General features: G+C 36.7%; 17 protein-coding genes. 3 read left to right on the top strand and 14 right to left on the bottom strand.

Annotated elements, in window-relative coordinates; genetic code table 11:
• Window positions 1–585: 585 nt before the first annotated feature.
• The 5 genes from JR050_RS16600 to JR050_RS16580 form a co-directional block, all read right to left on the bottom strand.
• Window positions 586–1,704: an IS110 family RNA-guided transposase gene (locus JR050_RS16600; RefSeq protein WP_204201818.1), complete on the bottom strand. Its 1,119-nt coding sequence runs from the start codon at window positions 1,702–1,704 to the stop codon at window positions 586–588.
• 484 nt (window positions 1,705–2,188) lie between these two features.
• Window positions 2,189–2,605: a Fur family transcriptional regulator gene (locus JR050_RS16595; RefSeq protein ID WP_204204710.1), complete on the bottom strand. Its 417-nt coding sequence runs from the start codon at window positions 2,603–2,605 to the stop codon at window positions 2,189–2,191.
• A 33-nt stretch (window positions 2,606–2,638) separates the two neighbouring features.
• A complete protein-coding gene (locus JR050_RS16590; RefSeq protein ID WP_204204709.1) occupies window positions 2,639–3,466 on the bottom strand; it encodes a metal ABC transporter permease in 828 nt (275 codons plus the stop codon).
• Window positions 3,460–4,239: a metal ABC transporter ATP-binding protein gene (locus JR050_RS16585; protein ID WP_204204721.1), complete on the bottom strand. Its 780-nt coding sequence runs from the start codon at window positions 4,237–4,239 to the stop codon at window positions 3,460–3,462. Before JR050_RS16585 ends, JR050_RS16590 begins: the two co-directional genes overlap by 7 nt.
• Before the next feature lie 90 nt (window positions 4,240–4,329).
• Window positions 4,330–5,703 carry a two-component system sensor histidine kinase NtrB gene (locus tag JR050_RS16580; RefSeq protein WP_204204708.1) on the bottom strand — a complete coding sequence of 458 codons (1,374 nt, stop codon included), beginning with the start codon at window positions 5,701–5,703 and terminating at the stop codon, window positions 4,330–4,332.
• Window positions 5,704–5,832: 129 nt separating this feature from the next.
• Here JR050_RS16580 and JR050_RS16575 point away from each other — a divergent pair, with 129 nt between their 5' ends.
• Window positions 5,833–6,093, top strand: a complete 261-nt coding sequence (locus JR050_RS16575) for a DUF2624 domain-containing protein (RefSeq protein ID WP_204204707.1) — start codon at window positions 5,833–5,835, stop codon at window positions 6,091–6,093.
• A gap of 40 nt (window positions 6,094–6,133) precedes the next feature.
• Here JR050_RS16575 and JR050_RS16570 read toward each other — a convergent pair whose 3' ends face one another.
• Both JR050_RS16570 and JR050_RS16565 read right to left on the bottom strand, forming a co-directional pair.
• The gene (locus tag JR050_RS16570; RefSeq protein ID WP_204204706.1) at window positions 6,134–7,009 is read right to left on the bottom strand and encodes a deoxyribonuclease IV; all 876 of its coding nucleotides are present in this window, start codon (window positions 7,007–7,009) and stop codon (window positions 6,134–6,136) included.
• Between the two features lie 16 nt (window positions 7,010–7,025).
• A complete protein-coding gene (locus tag JR050_RS16565; protein WP_204204705.1) occupies window positions 7,026–8,327 on the bottom strand; it encodes a DEAD/DEAH box helicase in 1,302 nt (433 codons plus the stop codon).
• A 172-nt stretch (window positions 8,328–8,499) separates the two neighbouring features.
• On the opposite strand from JR050_RS16565, the gene vrrA reads away from it, so the two are divergent.
• On the top strand, window positions 8,500–8,991 hold the full coding sequence (gene vrrA, locus JR050_RS16560; protein WP_204204704.1) for a VrrA/YqfQ family protein: 492 nt from the start codon (window positions 8,500–8,502) through the stop codon (window positions 8,989–8,991).
• 122 nt (window positions 8,992–9,113) lie between these two features.
• Window positions 9,114–10,055, top strand: coding sequence for a 4-hydroxy-3-methylbut-2-enyl diphosphate reductase (locus tag JR050_RS16555; RefSeq protein ID WP_204204702.1), 942 nt, complete (start codon window positions 9,114–9,116; stop codon window positions 10,053–10,055).
• A 22-nt stretch (window positions 10,056–10,077) separates the two neighbouring features.
• Here the strand turns inward: JR050_RS16555 and JR050_RS16550 are convergent, their stop codons facing one another.
• The 7 genes from JR050_RS16550 to dnaG form a co-directional block, all read right to left on the bottom strand.
• Window positions 10,078–11,199 carry a Nif3-like dinuclear metal center hexameric protein gene (locus tag JR050_RS16550; RefSeq protein WP_204204701.1) on the bottom strand — a complete coding sequence of 374 codons (1,122 nt, stop codon included), beginning with the start codon at window positions 11,197–11,199 and terminating at the stop codon, window positions 10,078–10,080.
• 1 nt (window position 11,200) lies between these two features.
• On the bottom strand, window positions 11,201–11,911 hold the full coding sequence (locus JR050_RS16545) for a tRNA (adenine(22)-N(1))-methyltransferase (protein ID WP_204204698.1): 711 nt from the start codon (window positions 11,909–11,911) through the stop codon (window positions 11,201–11,203).
• Between the two features lie 321 nt (window positions 11,912–12,232).
• A complete protein-coding gene (gene cccA, locus JR050_RS16540) occupies window positions 12,233–12,586 on the bottom strand; it encodes a cytochrome c550 (protein WP_204204696.1) in 354 nt (117 codons plus the stop codon).
• A gap of 234 nt (window positions 12,587–12,820) precedes the next feature.
• Window positions 12,821–13,960, bottom strand: coding sequence for an acyl-CoA dehydrogenase family protein (locus JR050_RS16535; protein ID WP_204204694.1), 1,140 nt, complete (start codon window positions 13,958–13,960; stop codon window positions 12,821–12,823).
• Window positions 13,961–14,060: 100 nt separating this feature from the next.
• Window positions 14,061–14,612 carry a hypothetical protein gene (locus JR050_RS16530; RefSeq protein WP_204204687.1) on the bottom strand — a complete coding sequence of 184 codons (552 nt, stop codon included), beginning with the start codon at window positions 14,610–14,612 and terminating at the stop codon, window positions 14,061–14,063.
• 126 nt (window positions 14,613–14,738) lie between these two features.
• Window positions 14,739–15,860, bottom strand: a complete 1,122-nt coding sequence (gene rpoD / locus JR050_RS16525) for an RNA polymerase sigma factor RpoD (RefSeq protein WP_149218462.1) — start codon at window positions 15,858–15,860, stop codon at window positions 14,739–14,741.
• A gap of 33 nt (window positions 15,861–15,893) precedes the next feature.
• Complete coding sequence (gene dnaG, locus JR050_RS16520) at window positions 15,894–17,690, bottom strand: DNA primase (RefSeq protein ID WP_204204686.1); 1,797 nt, start codon at window positions 17,688–17,690, stop codon at window positions 15,894–15,896.
• Window positions 17,691–17,715: the final 25 nt, after the last annotated feature.

The raw sequence follows: 17,715 nt of genomic DNA, 5'->3' as shown, positions 1-17,715 counted from the left end.
AGCCTCCTGATATGAACGAAACTGTCAAGGCTCCCACTCTTCACCAGGTTTGGATTGTCTTTTGACCAACTCTAAGAAGAGAAGCTATTTACGGCTTCTTTTCTTGATTTTGTTAGTTAGCAAGCCATTCTGGCTAGAATAGCTCCTTCTTTAGCTTACTGACCACTTCTCACTTCTTTGTATGTCTGTCAAGTGGTCTCCTTGACTGTCATACAAAGAAGTGAGAGACTCCATTAAGCTATAGAAGGAATCTGTTCCTTTCTCCTTTTTTTGACTTGAATAGAAGTTAAGAACACGGCACGAAGGCAAAAATCTCTACTGCGGTTTACGCTCTGATATCCGTGGGTTTTCACATTTTATCTTTCCGTATAAAGGACTAATCCACTAACTCGGCACGTGCGTTAATCTATTTAGATATAGCACAGAGGAGGCCACGTGGGTTTTCCTTTCCGGTTTTTTTCTTTGCCTTCGAGCCCTGTTCTCAATCATCTATCTTTCTTCGTAAATTATTCGTGTGAAATTAAAGCCATACATAAAAAATGGATCAATAATACCTATATCACCGTAACATGACAACTTGTAAGATCAAAAACTAGCGTTTTTTACTTCTTCTACCTCTTGTGTAATAGCCCAAATAAAACCAGCTAATTCTCTGGCAACTGCAGTAATTGCTTTTCCACTTTCTTTTCCTCTTGATAATAATCGGTAATACTTTTTATGAAGTCGGTTTTGTGCTTTCCAGGATATCGCTTGAATAGTGGGGGACTGTCCATTTTGTCGTCTCATCAATTCTCCTTTAACTGACGGTTGATAACGATAACTCCATGCAGCTTCTACTAATAAGCGTCGTACATGACGATTCCCTGTTTTTGTGATGCTCCCTTGTATTCTTCTTTCACCACTTGAGTATTCACTTGGTATTAAACCAATATAGGCCATTAATTGTGTTGGTGATGAGAAACGTTTGAAAGAACCTATCTCCGCTACAAGACTAGTCGCAGTAATAAGAGCTACACCTCTTAGTGATTGTAAGGCTTGAATGGTTGGGGCGTGTACGCCCTCCGTTGCCTGAACTCTAATTTCTTCCTCTAGTCTTAAAATTCGTTGTTCTAGCTCTTTCAATTGATGATAATATTCTTGAAAGACCACACGTAGTTTGGAGCTTTCAAATTTTAATGCATCCAGCCATCTACGATATTTGACCGTCCATTTGTTCACACCTGACGGTGGCTTAATGTTATTACGAAGCAAAAATTTACTCAAACGGTGCCTTGCCCTAAGTTCATCTTCTTTTGCATCTTCACGACATCTTACAAGATCACGGAGAGCTTCATCCTCTTCGTTTGGAACATAGATGTTAGTTAATTCTCCTGCTCGATATAACTGAGCCAGTCGAATAGAGTCTCTACGATCTGTCTTAATACGTTCACCTGGTCTTTTAGGTATGAGAGATGGGGCTATCACATCACAATGAACACCTAGGGAAAGTAATAATCTATATAGTGGGTATCCAGTTGGACCGGCTTCATAACAGACTCGAAGAGTCTCGGTGTTTCCAAGTTTATTTATTAATTTCCTAACTGCTTCTGGTGTGTGAGGAATTACTCCCCAGTATCTCGGCTCTTCTCGCCCCTCATCCGCGATCGCAACTGCAATTTTTTCTTTTGATACGTCTAAACCTACATATTTTATGGTATCCTTCATAATAACTAGCTCCTTCCGTAATGTAGCTCTGATTTGGTTTGTTTTTACCAGTAAACATTCTAACCAAATTAACCTACGATGTTACGAGTAAGGAGCTAGTTTCGTTCATGATAACTCGAACGCTTACTCCTGCATGTGTCTCGCACCTTCCACCACAAATCAATATATAGCCTTTAACAGAGCCTATAAAATAAAGACTCTTTTCGCAAACATTGTTGCTATTTGTATAGCTCTGTTAAAAAATGAGTTGATTGGAGCGGAAGGCACTCGACTCCTGCGGGAGATAGAGGGAATCGTGAGACCCCGCAGGCGAGCGAGGCCACTCACGTCCCTCCCGCGGAAAGCGTGTGCCTGAAGAGGAAATCAACGGACCTAAAATAAATTCTTTTTTTGTAAAAATAGCAACAAAGTATGCGAAAACAGCCAAAATAAAAAACCAGCAAAACAAATTGGCAAGAACAATTTGATTGCCTGGTTTTTATTATTATTGAATCGTACATTCAGGGCATTTTCCGTAAATTTCGAATTTATGCCCCGTTATATCGTAATCTTTTAAGTCATTTGGCACACGATCCATCGGACAAATATTTACTTCCTTTGTTTCACCACAATCCATACAAATAAAATGATGATGGTGTTCTTTCGTTGAACAGCTAAAACGGAAGTGCTTTTCTCCATCTAACTCAGTTGCCTCTAGTATTCCCATCTCTGCAAAGAGGGACAAATTTCTATAAATCGTATCGAAGCTCAAGCCAGGATAATCATCCTTCATATTTTCTAGAATATCCTTTGCTGTTAAATATTTATTAACGGATGAGAAAATTCTTAACATCTCTTCCCTTTTATCTGTATGCTTATAGCCTTTTTCCTTCATTATTTCAATCGCTTCATGTAGCCTCATGAGATATTCACCTTCCACTTTTGTTAAAAAAGTTTAACCTTTCTTCCTAGCCAATACAATCGTCACTAATAATAAAATAACGGAAATGATGACAATCGTGCCACCAGGTGCTAAGTTCATATAGTACGATAAAAATAATCCGCCAATAACAGCCGTTTCTCCAAACAAAATTGAAAACAGAATTGTTTGCTTAAACCCTGTGGCAATTCGAATGCTTGCTGCAACTGGTAATGTCATAAGTGAGGAAACTAGAAGAATTCCTACTACTCTCATTGAAGCAGCAATGACTAGCGCAACCATTACAATAAATACAAAGTTGACAACCTTCGTTTTTACCCCAGCAGCCACTGCATGCTCCTCATCAAAGGACAATGTAAATAGTTCTTTATAGATAGCGTATATCACAACAGCAACAACAACTGTAATGACCACAACTGTCCACATATCAGAACGACTCACAGCATTTACACTTCCGAATAAATAGTTAAAAAGATCTGTATTAAAACCATCTGCTAACGAAATAAAAATTACACCAAGACCAATTCCACCAGATAATATTATCGGAATTGCTAGTTCCTGATAATGTTTATAAACTTTTCGAAGTCTTTCAATAAATAATGAGCCAATTACTGAAAACGCCATTCCCATATAAAGAGGATTAAACGTAAAAGCAGACCATTTTTTCTCTAATAATAAGCTAGCTGCAATACCTGCTAATGTAATGTGACTTAATGCATCAGCAATAAGTGCTTGCCTTCTCACGACAATAAACACTCCAAGAAGTGGAGCAACGATCCCAATTAATACACCTGCAATAAATGCATTTTGAATGAACTCATATTCGAATAATGATGTTAACATTTTTCACAACCTCCATGATCATGATCCAAAACATGGACATGATGACCATAGAATTGTGATAACTTATCTTGTTGCTCTGAGAACTCCCCTGTATTCCCGTGGAAATGTAAGTGCTGATTTAAACAGGCAACATGACTCACTTTATCTGTAATTGTACCGATATCATGAGTGACGAGAACTAGCGTGATACCTCTATCCTTATTTAACTTTCCAAGCATATTATAAAAGTTCTGAACTGTTTCAGCATCAATTCCTACCGTCGGTTCGTCTAGAATTAATAGCTCTGGTTCACTAACTAATGCTCTTGCAATAAATACCCGTTGCTGTTGACCACCTGACAATTCACCGATGTTTCGATTGAGAAATTTCTCCATTCCGACAGCTTGTATAGAAGAAATAATTTTCTCTTTATCATCTTTACTTAATCTCTTAAAAAGCCCTGCTTTTGAAACGAGACCTGTTGAGACAACTTCATTTACTGTAGCAGGAAAACCTGAGTTAAAGCTATTTGCCTTTTGTGATACATACCCGATCTTAAACCATTCATTAAAAACCGAAATGTCTTCCCCAAATAACTTTATAGAGCCTTCATCTGGCTTTAGTAAGCCTAGTAAACACTTTAATAACGTCGACTTACCTGAACCATTTGGCCCAACTAAGCCTAAAAAGGCTCCCCTATTCACAGTAAGATTTATATCATCTAGAACTTTTTGCTGGTTATATCGAAACGACAGGTTTTGAATATCAATTAAACGTTCGTCATTTCCTTTCATTTTCATTTACTCACCATCTTTATAAGAATCATTACGATTTATTTTCAACTCAACATAGTATACAGTAGCAATCATAAATTGTAAATAAATTTAAGTTGTAACTAATGGCAATGTAAACTGAAATCGTGTACCTTCCCCCTCTTTACTATCAATTTTCATCACTCCACCATGATCTTCAATTATCTTCCGACATAGTGGTATTCCAATTCCGTTTCCTTTTTCTTTCGTTGTGAAAAACGGTTTTCCTAATTGATTTACTATTTCTGTGCTCATGCCCGGACCCGTATCAACAACTTGTATTACATAAGAATGATCCTCTTTGTATCCTATTAACTTAAAGTTCCGATTTTCTTCTTGACTTTCAAATGCATCAATTGAGTTTCTTAATAAGTTAAGTAATACTTGTTTAATCATCGCTTCATTAATGCTGACACATTCATCAATTTTCTCAATACTAACTTCAAGAGAAATATTATGTAATAGACATTCTGAACGAATTAGGAAAGTAAGTGATTCCAGAACCTCTTGTGGTAAGGTATTATTCCTCTTTCCCTTCTTTCGCGATACCGACAAAAAGTCATCAATAATATCATTCATCCGGTTAATTTCGGATAAAACTGTTCCATAATATTTCGTCCACTCATTTGTAATAGAAGATAGCTGTATAAAGCCCTTAATAACAGATAAGGGGTTTCTTAATTCATGGGCAACGCCTGCTGAGAGCTGGGACACGGTCTCCATTTGTCTTTTATAAATTAATAAATTCTCAAATCGTTGTTGATAAGATCGATCATGTAGGACGAATAATATATTCTTGGTAGTTGGGAAGTATTGGGCTTGTATATGAAATAAATTCTCTTCTTCATAGTAGTAGGATTCAAGGCTCTCTTCTTTCTCTTTGGCATGACTCAGTAGTTCTATAAGTTTAGAAAGTATCGGATTTATCGAAAGACTCGCTAACGGTTTGTCTTTATACTTTATAGGTTCGTTTGAAATATGTAGTATTTCACAAAACTTTTTATTACAGTACTTAATATTGTATGTAGGTGTTAGATGTAAGACTGCTAGGTCAATGTGATTGGAGATAAATTTCTCAATAAGCTGAACTTCTTCTTTTTCACTACTTACTTCCTGCTGCAATAGGATTGTTCCATTTAAAAAAATATAGTTATCTACAAGTTTAGCTCGATATTTGACGGGGATTGTGATGTTTGAGGTTGATTCATGAAGTATAACTTGTTCACCAACGTTTTTACTTGCTAATGATGATACAAATCTATAAGCATCTGCTTGATGTAATCTTGATATTGTGGAATAAAATGTCTCTGGACCATTTAGTATTTTTTTGACATGTTCATTTGTCTCGACAACATAACCATTGAAGTGAATAATCCAACGTAATTCATTGGACAGTTCAAGAAATACAGGGTTTTCAATACTAACATCGTTGTTAGCTAAATTCAAATGAATACCTCCCCCTACCTTACTCATATATGTTTAGTATAACGTATTTTAACTTTCATAACAGTGAAAAAAACTTTGATCCTCTACTGAATGAAAGACATCTATGTTAAGTATTAGAGGGAGGCTATTATGAAATTACTTGAGCAAATTGTCAACCAACGTATTAACCGGATTACAAAGGAAGATTTACTTAAATACTCGAAGGAATATGGAATTACCATTACAACTAATCAAGCTGAAAAAGTTGTTGGGTTACTCCGAGGGAAAAATGTGAATATCTTTAATTCGTTAGAGCGAGCAAAATTAATAAAGGAAATTGCCAAGATAACAAGTCCTGCTGTGGCTAAGGAACTCAATCAATTATTTCTTCAATTCACTGGAACAAATTAGTAGAAAAAAACGAGAGCAAATACATGCTCTCGTTTTAATATTAATCAATCCAATTTTTGAATTCTTTATTTCGTAACATCTCAATTTCAACTTGGTAAGGTGGTTTCTTGCTATTTTTGTCCTCACCAACATAAGGAGTTTCAAGTATTTTCGGTACTGACAGTAAAGATGGATGGTGAACAATGTAATTTAATGCATCAAATCCAATATGTCCATATCCAAGATTTTCATGTCGGTCCTTACTAGCTCCTCGCTCATTTTTACTGTCGTTAATATGAAGGACCTTTATGCGGTCAATACCTACAATCTTGTCAAACTCGTTTAAAACACCATCAAAGTCCTCCACGATATTATAACCAGCATCGTGTGTATGGCAAGTATCGAAGCAAACTGATAACTTCTCATTATAAGTAACTCCATCCATAATTTGTGCGATTTCTTCAAAAGAACGACCACACTCAGAACCTTTACCAGCCATTGTTTCTAATGCAATTTGAACGTCAATGGATGGATCTAATACTTCATTTAATCCTTCAATTATTTTTTTAATGCCGGCATCAGCACCCGCTCCCACGTGAGCACCAGGATGAAGAACGATTTGCTTCGCACCAAGAGCTGCTGTTCGTTCAATTTCAGAGCGAAGGAAACGTACACCAAGCTCAAAAGTATCAGGGTTTTGTGTATTACCTATGTTAATAATGTACGGAGCATGAACAACAATCTCGTCTATTCCATGCTCCTTCATATGAGCTAGTCCAGCTTCAATATTTAAGTCTTCTATTTTCTTTCTGCGCGTATTCTGAGGTGCCCCTGTATAGATCATAAATGTATTTGCACCATAGGAAACTGCTTCCTTGCTTGCAGCTAATAACATATCTTTTCCACTCATGGATACATGAGAACCAATTTTAAGCATATTTTCCCCCTACTCCCTATCTAGAATCTTTTCTCTTTAGCCTCTTTTTATATTTTTCAGTATCTGATTGCATTTTCTTTTTATAACCTGGCTTTACCTTTTTAGGTTTTTGAATAAAGCTTTTTGCTTTCTTATCAACTTCAGAAAGTTCTTTTTTACGGCTTCTTCTTTTATCTCTAGCGCCTAATTCAACCCATTCTGTTCCCCTGATATCAGTATGAGAGAAAGTAACGCCCATCTTTTCTAATTTATTTAAAGCATCTTCATCTGAAGGCTCATAAATGGTAATAGCTTGTCCTGACAGTCCAGCACGTGCAGTTCTTCCTACTCGGTGAACATAAAAATCTAAATCTGACGGAATCTCAAAGTTGATAACATGGCTAACACCCTTAATATCAATTCCTCTGGCTGCTAAATCTGTGGCCACAACAAATTGAAACTCTGCATCATTAATTTGCTTCATTATTTTTTTACGATCTCTAGGCGCCAAATCACCATGAATAACTCCAACTGACACTCCGTGTTCACCTAAGCCGTTAGCAACCGAGTCCGCCATTTTTTTCGTGTTTGTAAAAATGATGGCTAAATACGGGTTAATTGACTGACAAATTTCTGCTAATAGTTTAATTTTATTTCGGTGTTTCAATGGTATGATATGGTGCTCAATTTTAGCCGCCGTTAATTGCTTCGGCTGAACATGCGTATATCTTGGATTTTCCATATACTTTTTTAAGAATGGCTTTAATTTTTCAGGAATCGTTGCAGAAAAGACAAGTAATTGAAGATTTTCCTTCATTTTCACACTGATTTGATCTACATCCTGAATAAAGCCCATATCTAGCATTAAGTCTGCTTCATCAACAACGAGTGAACCGGCTGTATAAACAAATAATGCCTGTTCTTTCGTTAAGTCATTAATACGCCCTGGTGTACCTACAACAATGTGTGGCTGTGTTTTTAATTTTTCGATGGTTCGTTGCTTATCTGTTCCACCAATAAATATCTTCGCTGAAATACTAGGTTCATGAGCAATGATCTTCTGAACTTCCTCATAAATTTGTTGTGCTAACTCACGCGTAGGTGCCGTAATAACTGTTTGAACCTCGTTTCGTTCAGGATCAATTTTGTTAATAATCGGTAGTAAGAACGCATGTGTTTTTCCTGTTCCTGTTTGTGATTGACCAATTACACTTTCCCCTCGTTGTATCGAAGGAATAATTCTTTCTTGAATCTCAGTTGGCTTGTAAAATTGCAATTGTACTAAGGCATCTATAATAAACGGCTTAAATCCAAATTGCTCAAATTGATTTTTCTTCATTCTTTCACCTCATATGGTTATGACAATCTCATTCTTGCCACACATCTTCTTATTATAGTTTAACATAAACGATATTTCCATGTATGAAGCCTATTTGTACTTATTCTTTCAAACCTTTCTGTGATTACACGCATATTGTATAAATGACTAGTAAAAACAAGGAGGTATGAACATGTTTCCAAGAGGACCAAGAATGCCGATGCGACCGATGAATCCATATTATGGACCGAGACCATTCCAACAGATGCCAAGACAGTTCCCTCAAAGAGGTGCCAGTGGCGGAGGAGGGTTGCTTTCTAAGCTATTCTCTAAAAATAATTCAAGGATGGGGATGAACCCTATTATTGGTGGTCAAACGATTCAAAACAGTTCAGGCGGTTTTTTAAAGAATCTGTTAAATCCTGAAGCTGCATCTGGAATGTTCTCAAATATACAAAAAGTAATGGGTGTTGCGAACCAAGTTGGCCCGATGGTTCAGCAATATGGCCCAATGGTTAAGAATTTACCAACTTTAATAAAGCTTTATAAGGAAATCAATTCAGATGATGAGGAAACAGAAACAGACGTGCAATCAATTGAAGAAGAACTAGAGGTTCCAACTGAAGAAGAGGAAGAACTTGTTACAGTTACCAAACAAAGATCAAAACCAAGATTATATATTTAATACCAATTTTCTTTTTTGTCACCTATGTTCTCTTACTATATAATAAAAGTAGGATTAAATAATAAGAAAACAATTCCTACTGTCATAGAAAAGTATTGTCTTAAATAAGGGGAGGACATTCGATGGAAGTAATCAAAATTGCACCTAGAGGTTACTGCTATGGTGTAGTCGATGCAATGGTCATTGCAAGGAACGCTGCTTTAGATAAAAATCTACCTCGTCCTATCTACATTCTTGGTATGATTGTTCACAATAAACATGTGACTGATGCATTTGAAGAAGAAGGTATTATTACGTTAGACGGTCCAAATCGCTTAGAGATTCTAAAGCAAGTCGATCAAGGCACCGTCATTTTCACAGCACACGGAGTATCACCAGAGGTTAGAAAAATCGCAGAAGAAAAAGGACTTACTACAATTGATGCAACTTGTCCTGATGTTACTGTAACACATGACTTAATAAGAAATAAGAGGACAGAAGGATACGAGTTTATTTATATCGGGAAGAAAGGCCATCCCGAGCCAGAAGGGGCAGTTGGTATTGCACCTAAAATCGTTCACTTAGTCGAAACAACTGAGGATGTTGAAAAGTTAAACATCACTAGCGAAAAAATTATTGTTACGAACCAAACAACAATGAGTCAATGGGACGTTCAGGCAATTATGGAAAAAGTAAAAGTTAAGTACCCATATGTAGAGGTCCATAAGGAAATCTGCCTTGCGACTCAAGTTAGACAAGAAGCAGTTGCAGAACAGGCTAAACAAGCAGAACTAACAATTGTAGTAGGCGACCCAAAAAGTAATAACTCAAATCGCCTCGCTCAAGTTTCTGTAGAGATTGCAGGTACGAAAGCGTATCGTATTTCAGATATATCAGAGCTTCAGCTAGATTGGTTAGAAGGCGTAAAAACAGTTGCCGTTACAGCTGGCGCCTCCACTCCGACACCTATTACGAAAGAAGTGATTAACTTCTTAGAACAGTATGATCCAACTAATGAAGCTACGTGGGAAAAGAAACCATCTGTTCCCCTTCACAAAATATTACCTAAAGTAAAAACAAAATAGCATCCCTCGGGATGCTATTTTGTTATATAAATTTAAAAGGATTAGTGTTTACTTTTGATTCATGAATTTTTACATCATAGTTTTTACGGCTCGACTCTTTCTCAAGAATCTTTGCTACACCTTTAATCATTACTTTCTCGATGTGATGTCCTGGATCAATTATATTTAAACCTAGCCCCATTGCATCATGTGCTAAATGGTAATATATATCACCACTTACAAATACATCTGCTCCTTTAAAGTGAGCTTGTTTTATATACTTGTTCCCATCACCACCGAGAACCGCAACCTTTTGTATCTTGGCGTTTACATCGCCAACAACTCTAACTCCCTCAACATCAAGGGACGTTTTAACGAATTCTGCAAACTCTTCAAGCGTCATTGATTTCTCTAAATGGCCTATTCTTCCTAACCCATAAGCTTCACCAATGTTCTCAACTGGATAAATATCATAAGCAACTTCTTCGTAGGGGTGAGCCTTTTGCATTTCTCTAATTACTTGTTTTTGAATCGACTCTGGGAAGATTGTCTCAATCCTAACCTCTTCCACTCTTTCTACCCTACCTTGGTGGCCGATATAAGGATTTGATCCATTCTCAGGTAAAAACGTTCCAGTGCCTAAAGCATTAAACGTACAATTGCTGTAATTGCCTATATGCCCTGCACCAGCATTACCTAACGCTTCACGAACTCTATCTTCATCAGCTACTGGAACGAACACAACTAGCTTTTTTAATTTTGTTTCATATGTTTTCGAAAGGATTTCAACATCCTTTAATTTTAATGCTTCTGCTAGTAGGTCATTAACACCACCTACAGTAATATCTAAATTGGAGTGAGCGGAATAAACAGCAATATCATGTTTTATACACTTTTCTATAATCTTTCCAGAAGTTGAATCTGTTCGAATATGTTTAATTGGTCTAAAAATGGGAGGATGATGAGAAATAATTAAATCAATACTCTTGTCAATAGCTTCATCAACAACATTTTCTAGCAAGTCTAAAGTGACCATTACATTATGTATCTTTTTATTCAGCGTACCAATTTGCAAACCAAATTGGTCATCCTCCATTGCAAGACTCAATGGAGAAAACTGTTCAAACATGTGTATGACTTCATAACCATTCGGCACTTTTACCATATTAGAAAATTGCCTCCTCAACAATTCGAATCAGATTTTTTATTTCTTCTTGTTTAGCTTGAACCTCCTCAGAAGATTTTGCTCCTTGTAATTCAGATAAGACACGTTCCCAATTTTTCTTTTCTGATGTCCATTTCTTAATAAACACTTCACTTTTATCTTGCATGAGAAATGGACCAAGCAATAGTTCTGTCTCAAGGTTACCCGACGTATAGGAGTGTATTGAATTGCCTTTTTCAGCAACAAGAACTTCGTAAATCTTACCATCCTCTTCTAAAATAAACTCTTGAAGTAATGCCCAATTATTCTCAATCAGCCATTTCCGAATATTTATTGCCATTATATTGGGCTGTAAGATGATTCGTTTTACGCCATCAAGCTTATGTTTACCACTTTCTAAAATGGATGTAATAAGAGCTCCACCCATACCACAAATTGTAACAACCTCTACTTCTCCTGGTTGTATAACCTCGAGTCCGTCACCTCTACGAACTTCAACTGAATTTTGTAAATTTAAACGTTCAACTTGATTCTTCGCTGTTTGAAACGGACCTTCTACTACCTCTCCAGCAATAGCAAAACGTACAATTCCATTTAACTTGCAGTATATCGGGAGGTAAGCATGATCGGAGCCAATATCTGCTAAAGTAGATCCAAATGGAATGGCTTCTGCTACCGTTTCTAATCGTTTTGATAATTTTAGTTCATTCATTTATAAACACCACCTATATCTCTCTACAATCATCATAATCCTTTCACTGTATGGTTTCAACTAACGGTATCATTTGAACATATAACATAAAAGAACAAAAGGCGCAAGCGCCCCGTTTAGCCTCAGGCACAGCAAATGTTCCGAAGAGATTAAAAGGGTGTACTTCCCTTTTCTTCTCTTCGGGTTATTTGACATCAGGCGGGCTGGGCGCTGGAGCTAGATTATAACGACCCACACATAGTTATACACAAGTGATTGATTTTATAATTTCCTAAACAATAAAAAAGGCTTTTGCATTAACAGCAAAAACCTTTTAGACAACTATTTCTTTTCAGCTAACCATTCAGCCAATGCTTTTGCTTGTTCAGCGTTTACAAGACCTCCAGGCATGCCTGATCCTTGACCATTTACGATGACGTCTTCAATATGTGCAACATCATATTGGCTTCCGATGTTCGCAAGAGCTGGTCCAACTACACCTTGTAATTGATCACCATGACAGCTTAAGCAGCTTTGCTTATATAAATCTTCTGGTGTAGAAGCTACTGCCTCTTTCTTTTCGCCTGGGTTTGCCATTTCATCCGCGTTATCAAGCCCTACGAATGAAAATAGAAACATTAGACCAATTCCTAAAAATGCAATAAGTGCAAAGGGAATTAATGGATTACGATTCATCTGGTTATCCTCCTTATGTAAATTCAAGCATCCATAAAGTGATTATCTCTTAATATGAGTACTATGTCCACCTATGGCTTTTGTAGTCAATTGACCAATTATACTATTATTTTATACAAACAAACTCTATTTTACTTGAAAATTGTAAGAAGTAAAAGACCTAAAGTACAACTATCGACGTAAATTCACGAAATAGACAAAAAAACTTCATCCGGAGATGAAGTTTATCCATTATTAACAGCCAATTTCACGTGCGATCACGATACGTTGAACTTCAGAGGTACCTTCTCCGATTTCAAGAAGCTTTGCGTCTCTCATGTAGCGTTCTACGTGATAATCACGCATGTATCCATTACCACCATGAATCTGAACTGCTTGACTCGTTACTTCCATACAAATTTCGGAAGCATATAGCTTACACATAGACGCTTCTTTCGCGAATGGTCTGCCTTGGTCTTTTAACCACGCAGCTTTGTGAACCATATTTCGAGCTAATTCAATTTTCATAGCCATATCTGCTAACTTGAAAGAGATAACCTGAAACTTTGAAATTGGAGAACCAAACTGCTTTCGTTCTTGTGCATATGCTAATGCTTTTTCGTAGGCAGCTTGTGCAATACCAACTGCCATTGCACCGATACCAATTCGTCCACCATCAAGAGTAGCCAAAAATTGTTTAAATCCTTCTCCACGTTTACCTAATAGGTTTTCTTGTGGAACGGTAACACCTTCAAGTACTAATTCAGTTGTATTCGAAGAATGCAGTCCCATTTTTTCATAGTTATCAATTACTGTGAAACCTGGAGTATTTGTCGGTACGATGATAGCACTAATTTCCTTCTTATCTCCGTCTCGACCTGTAATTGCTGTTAATGCTAAGTATTTTGCATAACTAGCATTTGTTATATAGCATTTATTCCCGTTGATAATAAAATCTGAGCCACTTTCTATAGCAGTCGTTTGGGTACCACCTGCATCAGAACCAGCATTAGGCTCTGTTAGTCCAAAGGCACCTAATGACTCACCAGAGCAAATCTGTGGTAAATACTTTTGTTTTTGCTCCTCTGTACCAAACATTGCAATTGGAGCTCCACCTAAGGAAATATGAGCTGAATATGTAATACCTGTTGATCCACAGGCTCTACTTAATTCTTCAACAACAATCGCAAAACTAATCGTATCGGCACCTGCTCCTCCATACTCTTCTGGAAACGGCAGTCCCATCATACCTAATTTGCCTAACTCATCAAAAATTTCTTTCGGGAACTGCTTTTCTTTATCTCTTTTCTCAGCACCCGGAGCAACTTCTTCATTTGCAAATTCACGAATCATTTTCTGCAATATTCGTTGCTCTTCCGTTAAATCAAAGTTCATGTCTTCCCCTCCTGAAAGTAATGAATGCGTTTACATTATCTATTATAAGGTAAAGACATGAATTTTCACAACATTTGAAACCTTTTTTACTTATTGTAAATTATGAATTGAATAATTTATACAGTATGGAAGCAATTAAAAATACGATACCAATAATACCTGATATTTCTAGTAACCTTATATTTGACCTCTTACCAACGCCGTACCAAAGAGCACAGTGTATCAGAACTGTACCTTCTATCAGAAAAGGTACACCACGAAATAACGCCTCTATTATGTCTATTGTTACAATAAAAAAAAGTAAAAGGGTAAGGATTGTATAAAACGTAAAGTATAATTGGTTCTTCCTTTTTGAATGGTAAAGAGCTAGAAGTACAGCGAAAAAAACGATTGCGGACTGCAAAACGATTTGCAAACCGAAAGACAATTCATTAAAATAAATAAAAAGAAACAAAGCAGGTAATAAAAATAGCAATATTATAGGACTCATCACACGTAGCTTTTCAAATTGCTTAATATTACGTTCGCTTGTTTCATGCTCTCCTTCTGAATATAATGTAAGTAAATAATTGCAATATTGTTCAGGCAGAAGGCGGTTTCGCTTCCAATATTCAATTTCTTTAATAATAATCTGTTTTCTAATATCGTTCATAATTTCCCCTTAAATTTACATAAAGGCTCTGTTTATGGTTATCAACAAATCAGAAACATAGCCAACATAAAATAAAAACTAGCCTACTTCATTGTAAGAAGTAAACTAGTTCATGTAAATAGTATTCTATTCTAAGAAATCTTTTAATCGTTTGCTTCGGCTAGGATGTCTTAGTTTCCTTAGCGCCTTAGCTTCAATTTGACGAATACGTTCTCGAGTAACACCGAACACTTTCCCTACTTCTTCTAATGTTCTTGTGCGACCGTCGTCTAAACCAAATCGAAGACGTAAAACATTTTCTTCACGATCTGTTAATGTATCTAAAACATCTTCTAGTTGTTCTTTTAGTAGCTCATAAGCAGCATGTTCAGATGGTGAGGTAGCATCCTGGTCTTCAATGAAATCACCTAGATGTGAATCATCCTCTTCTCCAATTGGCGTTTCTAAAGATACTGGTTCTTGAGCAATCTTTAGGATTTCTCTAACCTTATCTGGCGTTAAATCCATATCTTCTCCAATTTCTTCTGGAGTAGGTTCTCTCCCAAGATCCTGCAATAATTGACGTTGAACTCTGATTAATTTATTAATCGTTTCAACCATATGAACTGGGATACGAATTGTTCTTGCCTGGTCAGCAATTGCTCTTGTAATCGCTTGACGAATCCACCACGTTGCATACGTACTAAATTTGAAGCCCTTTTCGAAATCAAATTTCTCTACTGCTTTAATTAGTCCCATGTTACCTTCTTGAATTAAGTCAAGAAATAACATACCTCGGCCTACGTATCTTTTTGCAATACTTACAACAAGACGAAGGTTAGCTTCTGCTAAACGGCGCTTTGCTTCCTCATCACCCTTTTGAATTCTCTTTGCTAATTCAATTTCCTCTTCTGCAGAAAGGAGATCTACTCGGCCAATTTCTTTTAAATACATTCTCACAGGGTCATTTATTTTGACACCTGGAGGAACACTTAAGTCGTTCAAGTCAAATTCTTCGTCTTTTGATAATTGATTTATATTAGGATCTTCTTCTCCATCACCAAGAATCTCAACACCTTGCTCTCCAAGATACTCATAGTACTCATCCATTTGATCAGATTCGATATCAAATCCAGACATCTTTTCTGCAATCTCTTCGTACGTAAGTACACCACGTTTTTTACCTAGAGCAGTTAGTTGCTCTTTGACTTGGTCAAGGGTTAATTCTTCTGTATCTACTTCTTTAGAGTGAGCTGGTTTTTCAGCCATAAGATCCCCTCCTTCCGATTAATTACAAGTAAGTTACTTTAGTTCTTTTTTCATTTGAAGTATTTCCATTTGGATTTGAGCAGCCTGAACAAATTCTTGTTTCCGTTCAGCGTCTCTTCGTTCTTGTTCCTTTTCCTTTATCTTTAACAATTTAGGATAATTCAACACCTGTTTTATGTAATCTGCTAATTCTTGTTGCGAGATATCTTCATTGATGTTTAGCATAGAAAGCTCAGATATGATTCGCTGTAGTTCTTTTTCTTCAACACGACTTATAAAAGCATTCACACTTGGAGCATGGCCATCCTCATAGAAAGCATAAAGATAAGCCGCAATAGCGCTATGTTCCTCTATGTTAAACAAACCTTGTAAGGATTGTTGAACCTTTTCTGTAACTTCTTGACTCCTCAACATATGAGCGAGAAGCAACCGTTCTGCATTTTGATATGCAGGCCGCATTTTTGACTGCATTGTTGGTCTAGTAGATATATTATTTCTTGATGAAGGTACATTATCCCTCTTTTTTTGTTGCTTATATTGCTGATAGGCTTGAGATTTTAACGCATCAAGAGAGATAGAAAACTCATCAGACAATTGCCTTAAATAATGATCCCGTTCTACAGGCTTACTTAAAGCCGAGATTTCTTTAAGAACCTCATCTATATACGAGATTCTGTCCGCTTCATCTTGAAGATCTCTTCCTCGCTTAAAGTACTGTAATTTAAAGGCCATCAATGTTAAACTTGCCCCTATTACATTTGTTCTAAACTTTTCAGGTCCAAACTTTTTAATATAGTCATCAGGGTCATGTCCTTCTGGCATTAATGCTACTCTAACTTCACAGCCCGCCGCCCTTAAAAGAGAAGAAGCTTTGTATGCAGCTACTATACCAGCATTATCTGAATCAAAACAAACCGTAACGTGATCTACGTTACGTCTTATAATTCTTATTTGATCATCCGTTAATGCCGTTCCCATCGTCGCGATTGAAAAAGGTAACTCGGCCCGGTGTAAAGAGATTACATCCATAAAGCCTTCAAGTAAAATTGCTTGTTGCTTTTTTCGAATATGGGATTTAGCTAAATGAAAACCATATAAATTTTTGCCTTTATGAAAGATTTCTGTTTCAGGACTGTTTAAGTATTTGGGCTCACCAGAATCAATAATCCTTCCACTAAATGCAGTTACCTGACCTTGTAGATCCCATAATGGAAACATGACACGATTTCTAAATCGATCGAAGTGCTTTCCCTCATGATTCCGAATCGTAATACCTGCATGTTCGAGAAGTTCTAATGAAAATCCTCTTTTTTGCAGGAATTTTGTCGCAAAATCCCAAGAAGATGGTGAATACCCAATTCCAAATGTATCGATGGTCTCTCGGGTGATTCCTCTATTAATAAGATATTCTAAAGGTTTTTCACCTTCCTTTGTGTTTACAAGCAAATGATGGTAAAATTTCTTTAAGAGTTCATGAGCCTCTATCATTTTGGACGCGCGAGACGATTGATTAGTCGTCTGATGAGTTTCTAAAGTATCTGGAAGCTCTACATTCGTCCGTTTTGCTGCGAGTTTAACACTCTCAAGAAATGATAATCCTTCAATTTCCATTAAGAAGGAGAAAACATTTCCGCCTGCTCCACATCCGAAGCAGTGGTATATTTGCTTCTCTGTTGACACAGAAAAAGATGGTGAATTCTCACCGTGAAACGGACATAGACCGAAATAATTTCTGCCTTGTTTCTTCAATTGAACATATTCACTTACAACATCTACAATGTCTATTGTATTGCGAATCTTTTCGATAACATCTTCAGAAATTCGATTCACTCTTTAACAACTCCATTGTTATTAT

Source organism: Bacillus suaedaesalsae (assembly GCF_016890225.1).
Taxonomy (GTDB): domain Bacteria; phylum Bacillota; class Bacilli; order Bacillales; family SA4; genus Bacillus_BS; species Bacillus_BS suaedaesalsae.
The sequence above is the reverse complement of the archived record's forward strand: the minus strand, read 5'-3'. Positions and strand labels throughout refer to the sequence as shown.